This is a genomic window from Actibacterium sp., from assembly GCF_041584535.1.
Classification (GTDB): domain Bacteria; phylum Pseudomonadota; class Alphaproteobacteria; order Rhodobacterales; family Rhodobacteraceae; genus Actibacterium_D.
Genome location: NZ_JBFHDW010000074.1, coordinates 1 through 9,939, shown reverse-complemented (window position 1 = coordinate 9,939; position 9,939 = coordinate 1). Strand labels below are relative to the sequence as shown.

The 9,939-nt window shown below is 61.3% G+C and carries 6 protein-coding genes and 1 pseudogene; 2 read left to right on the top strand and 5 right to left on the bottom strand.

The annotated features are described in order from the left end of the window. Together ABYW26_RS05540 and ABYW26_RS05535 are read left to right on the top strand one after the other, a co-directional pair. On the top strand, nucleotides 1-1,963 hold a 1,963-nt coding region (locus ABYW26_RS05540; RefSeq protein WP_372603791.1), incomplete at its 5' end, for an OB-fold nucleic acid binding domain-containing protein. Between the two features lie 60 nt (nucleotides 1,964-2,023). Then, a pseudogene (locus ABYW26_RS05535) lies at nucleotides 2,024-2,525 on the top strand (IS3 family transposase); the annotation flags it as partial. A gap of 40 nt (nucleotides 2,526-2,565) precedes the next feature. Here the strand turns inward: ABYW26_RS05535 and ABYW26_RS05530 are convergent. The 5 genes from ABYW26_RS05530 to ABYW26_RS05510 all read right to left on the bottom strand — a co-directional run bounded on the left by ABYW26_RS05530 (nucleotide 2,566) and on the right by ABYW26_RS05510 (nucleotide 9,841). After that, entirely contained in the window at nucleotides 2,566-4,812 is a 2,247-nt protein-coding gene (locus ABYW26_RS05530; RefSeq protein ID WP_372603790.1) for a molybdopterin-dependent oxidoreductase, read from the bottom strand. Next, on the bottom strand, nucleotides 4,812-5,564 hold the full coding sequence (locus ABYW26_RS05525) for an enoyl-CoA hydratase/isomerase family protein (RefSeq protein ID WP_372603789.1): 753 nt from the start codon (nucleotides 5,562-5,564) through the stop codon (nucleotides 4,812-4,814). The genes ABYW26_RS05530 and ABYW26_RS05525 overlap by 1 nt, the downstream gene beginning before the upstream one ends. 66 nt (nucleotides 5,565-5,630) lie before the next feature. Further along, entirely contained in the window at nucleotides 5,631-6,422 is a 792-nt protein-coding gene (locus ABYW26_RS05520) for a GntR family transcriptional regulator (protein WP_372603793.1), read from the bottom strand. Between the two features lie 59 nt (nucleotides 6,423-6,481). After that, on the bottom strand, nucleotides 6,482-8,179 hold the full coding sequence (locus ABYW26_RS05515; protein ID WP_372603788.1) for an AMP-binding protein: 1,698 nt from the start codon (nucleotides 8,177-8,179) through the stop codon (nucleotides 6,482-6,484). Between the two features lie 27 nt (nucleotides 8,180-8,206). Continuing rightward, nucleotides 8,207-9,841 carry an acetate--CoA ligase family protein gene (locus tag ABYW26_RS05510; protein ID WP_372603792.1) on the bottom strand — a complete coding sequence of 545 codons (1,635 nt, stop codon included), beginning with the start codon at nucleotides 9,839-9,841 and terminating at the stop codon, nucleotides 8,207-8,209. Between the last annotated feature and the right edge of the window lie 98 nt (nucleotides 9,842-9,939).

The window sequence follows — 9,939 nt, the reverse complement described above, 5'->3', positions numbered from 1 at the left end:
GATCCGCGAGGTGGGCAAGGTCATGGGCCTGTCTCAGGACCTTACCGCGCGGCTTTCGGGCGACATTTGGGGCATGTCGAACGCTGGGCCGGATATGGACCGGGTGCGGGCGCTGGGGCTTGATCCGACGGACCGGCGGCTGGCGCAGACGCTTGAGCTGATCGGTGAAATCATCAGCTTCCCGCGCCACCTGAGCCAACATGTCGGCGGCTTCATCATCACACGCGGGCGTCTGGACGAGCTATGTCCCATCGAGAACGCAGCGATGGAAAACCGCACGGTGATCGAATGGGACAAGGACGACATCGATGCGCTTGGTATCCTCAAAGTCGACATCCTGAGCCTTGGAATGCTGACTTGCCTGCGCAAGAGCTTCGATCTGCTGGAGTCCCATGGAGGCCAGCGACTCGCCCTCGACAGCGTTCCCCAAGAGGACACAGCCACCTACGCCATGCTGCAACGCGCCGATGCGGTGGGGGTGTTTCAGGTCGAAAGCCGGGCGCAGATGAATTTCCTGCCCCGGATGAAGCCCGCCACCTTCTATGATCTGGTGATCGAGGTCGCCATCGTGCGCCCCGGCCCCATTCAGGGCGGCATGGTCAAACCCTATATCCGGCGGCGACAGGGGTTGGAGGCGCCCGAGCCCTTTGGGCCCGCGCTGGCCGCCGTCACGGCCAAGACCCTTGGCGTGCCGCTGTTTCAGGAGCAGGCGATGCAGATCGCCGTGGTGGGCGCGGGCTATTCGGCGGAAGAAGCCGACCAGCTTCGCCGCTCGCTTGCCTCGTTCCGGCGCATGGGCACGATTGGCGCGCATCGCGACCGCTTTGTGGCGGGAATGCTGGCCAACGGCTATACGCTGGCGGTGGCTGAGGCCTGTTTCGCCCAGATCGAAGGCTTCGCCGATTACGGTTTTCCCGAAAGCCACGCGGCGGCTTTTGCCATGCTGACCTATGTGTCGTCCTGGCTCAAATGCCATCACCCGGCGGTCTTTGCATGTGCATTGCTCAACAGCCAGCCGATGGGATTTTACGCCCCCGCCCAGATCGTGCGCGATGCGCGCGAACATGGGGTGGAGGTGCGACCGATCTGTGTGAACCGCTCGGAGTGGGACAATACGCTTGAACGCCGCGCTGACGGGCGGCTGGCGCTGCGGCTCGGGTTTCGGCAGATCAAGGGGTTTCGTGCCGAGGATGCGGGCTGGATCGTAGCAGCGCGCGGCAATGGATACCCCGATCCTGAAAGCCTGTGGCTGCGTGCCGCCACCCCGCCTGCCACGCTTGAACGGCTGGCCGAGGCCGATGCCTTTTCGGGCATGGGGCTGACGCGGCGCGATGCGCTTTGGGCCGTGCGGGCCATTCGCGCCCCCGCACCGCTGCCGCTGTTTTCCGACCCGCTGGATGGCGAGGGGGTGCGCGAACCTGCCGTTACTCTGCCGCCGATGCATCTGGGCGAAGAGGTGGTCGAGGATTACGTTGCCACGCGTCTGACCCTGCGCGCGCATCCTATGGAGCTGTTGCGCCCCACCATCCCCGGCCTGACCCGCCACGACCAGCTTGTGACAGCGCCGTTGAAACGCACCTCTGTGTGCGGCCTTGTCATCACGCGGCAACGTCCGGGCACGGCATCGGGGGTGATTTTCCTTACGCTGGAGGATGAAACCGGTGTGTCAAATATCGTTGTCTGGCCCAAGGTCTACGAACGTTTCCGCCGCATCGTGATGGGCGGGCGGCTGTTGCGCGCAACCGGGCGGCTGGAGCGCGAGGGCATCGTCGTGCACCTGATCGCCGACCACATAGAGGACCTGTCGCACAAGCTCTCGGAACTGGGCCACCCGCTCGACGACGCGATTGGCATCACCCAGCCCCAAGCCGACGACGCCCCGCGTCCCCCACGTTATCCGCCTCGCGCCCGTCATCCGCGCGAGCAGGCCAAACGCCTGTTCCCAAGCCGGGATTTCCATTGAGGCCTGAAAAGAGGCTGGCCACGAATAACCTTCGTGAGGCCACAGGCTCGGGCACGCCACCAGGATTTCTCTGCGGATGGCCCAAATCAGAAATGGGCCGGTGACATATCCTATATCTGGACGACCGAAGGGTGGTTGTATCTGGTCGTCATCATCAATCTGTAGTCCCGGCGCGTCATTGATTGGGCTGTCAGCAATCGTATGAAACGGGACCTGGCGATCCGGGCGTTGGACATGGCCGTGGCACTGCGGCAACCGCCCAAAGGCTGCATTCATCATACGGATCGCGGATCGCAATACTGTTCGAACGAGTGTCAGAAGCCTCTTTCGAAGCATGGCTTCAAAATATCCATGAGCGGCAAGGGCAATTGTTACGACATTCCATGGTTGAGACCTTCTTCAAATCCATCAAGGCCAAGTTGATCTGGCGCAACCGTTGGGACACACGTCGCCAGGAAGAGGGCGCGATATTCCAGTACGTCAACGGGTTCTATAATCCACGGCGACGTCATTCATCGCCGGGTGGCAAAGCCCCGTGGCCTTTGAACGAAAGGCTGCCTAAATGAGTGGAGAGATCAGAAAGCAAGCGTGACAAGACCAGTTCAGGTGTCACTTACACTATAGCGCTTAATTTCGATGAGACATGTTTGTGCTGTGCTGCCCTGCGCCAATTTCGAAGTGCCTATATCAGCCGTCAGAACGTTTGGATTGCCGGACTGATCCAAGCCATCTTGATTTGGCGCATACCACGCTCCTGTTGAAAGTATGGCCGTTCCCGTCATCAAACCGTCCTGAATGTGCACTGACGCCAAGCATTGCCCCCGTTCATTCGAAAGAATTGTCGTGTCGCCCTCCACCAGCCCGAATTGCAAGGCATCGGCAGCAGACATACGCACCTGCTCGATACCATCTTTCTTGGCGCGATGGCTGGCCGCTCCGGGATCAAGCTGGCTATGCAGCCTATGGGCGGGTTGATCCGATAGCAGATGCAGCTGCCCCGGCTTTGCGCCCGCCTCTGATGGCCATTCCGCCGGTCGCAGCCAGCACGGATGGCCCGGGCAATCGTCCAGGCCTAGCGCTGCGATTGCTTCAGAAAAAATCTCGATCCGACCTGAAGGCGTCGCCAGTGGAGCCGCCACAGGATCGTTGCGAAACGCCTCCAGTAAAACCTTCCGTTCTTTCGCGTCCAAGTGAAGCGGCGGCGACTGACGGAACTCGGAAAAATCCGGCAACATGGTCCCTACTTCGGCCATAGCCTTGCGCGACCGATCATAGAGATGTTCCAACCACGCACGCGACGTGCGCCCTTCGGTAAAGGCCTCCTCCGCGCCAAGCCGGTCCGCCAACGCGGCGAAGATATCATAGTCGTCCCGCGCCTCGCCCAAAACCGACGCCGCCGGAGACATCCACAGCATGTGGTGTTCCAACGAGGCATAGCCAATGTCTTCCCGCTCCAGCGGAATGGTTGCCGGAAGCACAATGTCCGCATGCTGCGCGGTCGCCGTCCAATAGCATTCATTGACGATGATCGTCTCAGGTCGCTGCCATGCCCGGCGCAGCCGGTTGAGGTCCTGATGATGGTGAAACGGGTTTCCGCCAGCCCAATAGATCAGCCGGATATCCGGGTAATTCCGCTGCGTTCCATCATAGTCATAGGGTCCGCCGGGGTCCAACAGCATGTCGGCGATCCGTGCAACGGGAATGAAATCCGAGACCGGGTTCACGCCCTGAGGCAGCGTTGGGGCGGGAAGACGCTGCCCGTCGCTCCCGATCGAATTGACGGCGCCGTATCCGATACCAAAGCCGCCTCCGGGCAGGCCAACCTGCCCCAGCATTGCGGCCAGTGCGACCAGCATCCAGCAAGGTTGTTCGCCATGCGCGGCGCGCTGCAACGCCCATGCCATGTTGAGCATGACACGCGCCCCCGCCATTTGCCGCGCCAGCGTCTGGATCGTGGCCGGGTCGGCCCCGGTGATGGACGCGGACCAGTCAGGTGTCTTGGCAATTCCGTCCGTCTTGCCCAGAAGATAAAGTTCGAATTTGTCATATCCAACGCAATGGCTTTGCAGGAAATCGCGATCCACAAGCCCTTCGGTGGCCAGAACATGGGCCAGACCTAACATGAATGCTGTATCGGTATTGGGGCGCACTGCGATCCACCGGGCCGCGGTCACGGCGTCGATGTTGTCCCGCTCGGGCCCGATATTGACAAACCGAACGCCCCGGTCGGCCATGCGGCCAAGCGCACCGCCTAGCCGATGGCGTGCCACGCCCCCCGCCGATACCTGCGCGTTCTTGGCCGGAAGCCCGCCGAAGGTGACGAAGAGGTCGCAATGCTCGGCCAGCGTGTCCCAATCCGTGTGACTGTTCATCAGCGCACCCATGGGCATCACGACACGTGGCAGGATCACGTGCGCGGCCCCAAGGCTATAGGTGTTGCGGTGTGCCACATAACCGCCAACGCTGTTGAGGAACCGGTGAACCTGGCTTTGGGCATGGTGGAACCGGCCTGCGCTGGACCAGCCGTAAGAGCCGCCGAAAATTGCGCCATTGCCATGCATGTCGCGCACCCGAGCGATTTCGGACGCCGCCAGATCCAACGCCGTATCCCAATCCACGTCGACGAAGCGTTCTTTCCCCCGCCCCGCGCCTGCCGCTGCCGCGCCGTCTTTGAGGAAACTCTCCCGCACCGCCGGCCGCAGCACCCGTTTTGACTGCACTGCCTCCGTCAATTGATCGAGGCCGATATCATTGGCGTCGGGGTCCGCATCATAGGGCCGAAGTCGCGGTTTCCCGTCTGGCCCGGTCACGATCTCGCGGATCCCCCAATGAGTGGATGTGTAGGGCATTACAGTTTGCCCGTAAAAATCGGCGCGCGCTTTTCGAGAAAGGCCAGTCGGCCCTCGATCTCATCCGCGCTGCCGCGCAAGGGGGCAAGAAGCCGGTCTGCCGACGCCGCCCGTTCAAACGGGGTCGGGGTATCGGCCATAAGAACCAGTTCCTTGAGAACGCCCACGACACGCGGCGCATTCGATGCGATCCGGCGCGCCAGTTTCTGCGCCTCGGCCATCAGGTTCTCCGGCTCTACCAAACGGTTCACAAAACCGACTTCATAGGCCCGCTGCGCGTCCATACTGTCACCAGTGAACAGCATCTCCATTGCCACCGCCCGCGGCAGGTAGCGCGGAAGCGCACTCGCAATCCCGCCGGTAATCCCCACCTTGGGTTCGGGATAGCCGAATTTCGCGCTTGGTGTGGCCAGCCGCAGATCCGCAGCAAGGCACATCACCAGCCCAACACCCAGACAATGCCCCGACACTGCGGCGATGACCGGTTTTTTCACCTCGACCCCGAGTCCGGGCAAAATCGAGGCCAGTTCGGGAACACTGACCGGAGATTTAAGGTCCACCCCGGCGCTGAAGGCGCGGTCGCCAGTTGCCGACAGGATGGCAACGCGCAAATCGTCGCCCTTGTTGAACTGGTCCCACGCGGCACGGAACCCCTCGACGACCTCGGCGTTAAAGGTGTTCATCGCCTCGGGACGGTTGATCCGGATGTGCAGAATATGGTCCTCAACATGAGAAATCAGAGCATTGGGCATATTTGCCTCCATATATGTTGGTATTTATTTAAGGTCGCGGGCTGGCCGCACTGAGACGGTGCCGCGCTAGCGGGCGGCGCCGGGCCGGATCACACCGCGGTAACGGAAGGTCTCGGGTTGGTAATATGCTTCAACCGCTTCGATCACGTTGCCATCAGCCTCACGCATCACTTCCAGCAGCTTGAGAAGCACACTTCCCGGCGGCAAGTCGAGGGCCTGCGCCACGTCCGGTTCGATAGGCGCGGCTAGGATCTCAAGCTGGACCGAGTCAACGGTCACACCGTAGGTTTCTTCGATGATCCGATATACAAGACCGGTCTTGGGACCGATCAGTTGCGCGACCGAGCCAAAACGTTCGGGGAAGTAAAACCTGACAAAGGAATAGGGCTGGCCAGACAGGGTATCCGTACGCGGCCCGCCGACACGCATCCAGTTGTCCGAGGCCGCCATGTTGGTTTCGCAAATGTCCGACAGATCGGCCGGCAAAGCCATCGGACCGGCCGTCGCGGGGTGAAAATCGGTTCGGGCCGCAACCTGTCCGAAACTGTCCAACGACGTCAGGTTCACGGTCATCGAGGGGTTGGGCCGTGACGCAATCACGACCGTTCCCACCCGCTTCTTGCGCAGGATCAACCCCTGATCTTCCAGCAATTGCAGCGCATGGCGCATCGTGTTGCGGCTGATATTCAGGTTCTGTGCCAGATCCTCTTCGCGCGGCAGGATATCGCCGATCTTGTAGGCGCCGCGTTCGATCTGCTTGGCCACGAGGTTGGCAACGTTCTGATACAGGAAGCCACGTTTCCGCTGGCTCCCCCCTACCCCTCTTTGCGGCCCTGCGCCCGTTCCGTTCAACTGCATGTAATGCCTGAACCCCTCATCATTTTGTCTTAGCATCGCCACGGGCCTCATAGAAAGCATTATTGCGCCGATCCGACAACCGGTTCCTCAGCGCCCGCATCCTTGGCCTTAGCGCGCTCTATCTCGATCTCGCGCATGGCAAATTTCTGCGGTTTGCCGCTGCTGGTCATCGGGAATTCCCCGACGATACGGATGAACTTGGGCACCTTGAAATGCGCTATTCTTGCTTTGCAAAAGTCCCTTAGCATATCGGGGTCCGGCCTTGTGCCCGGCGCCGGCTGCACCCAGGCACACACCGTCTCCCCCAGCCGTTCATCAGGCAGACCAAAGACCTGCACATCAGCGACATCGGGATGGCTGTGCAACAACTCCTCGACCTCGCGCGGTGCGATATTCTCGCCGCCCCGGATGATCACGTCCTTGGATCGGCCGGTGACCTGAAAATACCCTGCCTGATCCATCCGCCCCAAATCGCCAGTCCGCATCCAGCCATCTTTGGTGATCGCATCGCGCGTTGCCGCTGGATCGCCCCAATAGCCTGACATCACGGAATAGCCCCGCACCTGGATTTCACCCTCCTGCCCGATTGCACAGACCGCGCCCGCTGGGTCGACCAGCCGCGCCTCGAGATGCGGATGCACCGTGCCAATAGAGCCGACGCGCCGCTCCAGCGCATCATCCTTGCCGGTCTGAAAGCTGACCGGACTGGTTTCGGTCATGCCATAACAGATGGTCACATCGACCATATTCATATCGGCAATCACCCGTCGCATGACATCCGACGGACAAGGAGCCCCGGCCATGATCCCGGTCCGCAGGCTGCCAAGCTCGCGTTGCGGAAAACTCGGATCGTTCAGCATGGCGATGAACATGGTCGGCACTCCATAGACCGCGGTGCAACGCGTTGCCTCGATCGTGGCAAGCGTTCTGGCCGGGTCGAACCCCTCAGAGGGATAGGTCCAGGAGGCGCCAACAGACGCACAGGCCAGATTCCCCATCACCATGCCGAAACAATGATACAGCGGCACCGGGATACACAGCCGGTCCTCCTCGCTCAGCGCCTGACGGTGGGCCACGAAGCGGGCATTGTTCAGGATATTCCTGTGCGACAGCGTCACCGCCTTGGGAAGACCCGTGGTGCCGCTTGTGAACTGGATATTGATCGGATCGTCCGGTTTGAGCGCGCTTTCAATCTCGGCAAGCCGATCCTTCGACAGAGCCGCACCGCGCGCCTCCAACTCTTCGAAAATCATCGTGCCCTTGGGCCAATCCTGTCCCACACCAATGAAGAATTCCACCGGTTCCGGCAAATGTTCAGGCAGCGCGGCGCCGTCGCATCCGTTGATCAAGTCAAGGTAGTCAGAGGTCTTGAACGCCCGGCTCGACACCAACATCCTGCTGCCGGATTTCTTCAGCGTGAAAGCCAATTCCGGGCTGCGGTAGGCGGGGTTGAGCGAGACAAGGACCAGCCCGGCCCGCGCGGTCGCGAACTGGAGCAGCGCCCATTCCGTGCAATTGGGCGCAAGGATTGCCACACGGTCGCCGGGTGTGAGGCCAAGCGACAAAAGGCCCGCCGCCACATCCCCTGTCCGCTGCCAAAATTGCTTGTAGGTCAGGAAACTCTGGCCATCAGGCGACACTATCGCCGCGCGACCGCCAAAGCATTTTACGGTCTCCGCAAACTGCGCGCCGATCGTGCGCTCTAAAAGCGCGGGCTCGCGTGGTCCGGTGACATAGCTTTCAAGTTCATTTTTCATGCGCCCCCTCCTAGGAATTCGCGCGGATTATCCTGTCACGTCCTGATGCCCGGTCGACGCGTCAAGCTCGGCCAGCGCATCCACGATCATCACACCCTCTCCGGCCCGTCCGACCAGAACCGGGTTCAGTTCCAGTTGGGTCAACCAAGGTGCGGCCACCGCAATGCGCGAGATGTTCTCAGCCAGTCCGGCAAGCGCGTCGACATCTGCGGGCGGTGCCCCGCGAAAACCGTCGAGCAACGGAAAACTTTTCAACTCCCGCAGCATCTGGTGGATTTCCTCCACGGACACCGGGCAAACCCGACGCGCCACATCGCGATAAAGCTCGATCGCCGTCCCTCCGGCCCCGATGGTCAGAACCGGGCCGCATTCCACGTCGCGTAAAAGGCTTACGACGATTTCCTGCGCACCCGCCGGGGCCATCTGCTCGACAAGTATGCCACGCAGCCGTGCTTCTGGACAGGTCGCCGCGATCCTGAAAAGCATCTTGTTCGCCGCCTCGACCACTGCATCGGCAGGCACGTTCAGAAGGACCCCGCCGACCTCGGTCTTGTGCTGGATGTCGGGCGAGACAATCTTGAGCACAAACCGCCCCGTCCCGTTGAAATCAGCACCCGACTTGATTTCATCGGTGGTGATCAGCCTCCCCTGCGGGACCGGCAGCCCAAGACCGCCGAGAAAAGTCTTTACCGCGTGTTCATCGTCCAGCCCGTCGATCCGTGCAATCGGGTCACGCGGTTGCGACGATGGCGCGGCGAGCGGCGCCGAACTCAGCCGCCCAAGCGCCGAGATTGCCCGCGACATGTCGTAAAAGACCGCACAATCCGTCAGCGTCCTCAAGTTGTCGGCATCTTCTGGCCGCGCGGCCTCCCAGACCACCACAATCGGCTTGCCCGTTTGGCGCTGAACCGCCTTGATCGCCTCGATCTTCAGGTCCGGCCGCAGGGCAGACGGATTGATCGTGTGCAGGTTCACCACGAGCGTTCCAATGCCGGGATCAACGGCAATGTGCTCAAGCAATGTCGTGAAAAGCGCATGATCAAAAACCGTTTGCCCCACGTCGAACGGCATCGTCGGCTTCAGGAACCACGGAAGGATTTTGGTCAGTGCTTCTTTGGTGGCGTCGCCAAGAGTGGCAATCTCCAAGCCCGCCGCAGCGCAATAATCGGCAAACAGCGCACAAGACGCACCGCTGAAACTGATCATCCCCAGCTTGCCTGCTTGGTCCGGCAGCAACCGGCTGGCCGCAGCCACGTCAAGCAATTCCCCGATACTGCGCACCGAAAGAACACCGGCGCTTTTACAAAGCGCGTCAAAGGCCTCGGCCGAACCCGTCATGCTTGCCGTATGGCTGGCGACCGCACGCCGCCCCTGCTCTGACCGTCCGGACTTCAGGGCGATCACCCGTTTCCCGGCCTGGATCGCCTTTTGGCATGCAGCGCGAAACGCCACACTGTCGCCCACACCTTCAAGATAACAGGCAATCACCTTGGTCTCGGGCACACCGGCCAGATAATCAATCACCTCGTCCGGGGTGACATCCGCCGCATTGCCGAAGGTGACGACATGCGACATTCTCAGCCCCCGCGCCAGCGCCTCGGCGGACGCATAGTTGGACAGTGCCCCGCTTTGAGACAAAAGCGCTATGTCCCCGGCCCGCATCGGCTCAAGTTCCAGAAGCGCGCTCAGAGTTGCGGGCAGCGCTTTCGTAAAATTGATATGCCCGATGGATTGCGGCCCCAACAGCCGCAGACCGGCTG

Bases quoted from the DNA above. Each gene is read 5' to 3' on its own strand.
- ABYW26_RS05530 (WP_372603790.1), bottom strand. From the start codon at position 4,812: ATGCCCTACACATCCACTCATTGGGGGATCCGCGAGATCGTGACCGGG.
- ABYW26_RS05525 (WP_372603789.1), bottom strand. From the start codon at position 5,564: ATGCCCAATGCTCTGATTTCTCATGTTGAGGACCATATTCTGCACATC.
- ABYW26_RS05520 (WP_372603793.1), bottom strand. From the start codon at position 6,422: ATGCAGTTGAACGGAACGGGCGCAGGGCCGCAAAGAGGGGTAGGGGGG.
- ABYW26_RS05515 (WP_372603788.1), bottom strand. From the start codon at position 8,179: ATGAAAAATGAACTTGAAAGCTATGTCACCGGACCACGCGAGCCCGCG.
- ABYW26_RS05510 (WP_372603792.1), bottom strand. From the start codon at position 9,841: ATGCGGGCCGGGGACATAGCGCTTTTGTCTCAAAGCGGGGCACTGTCC.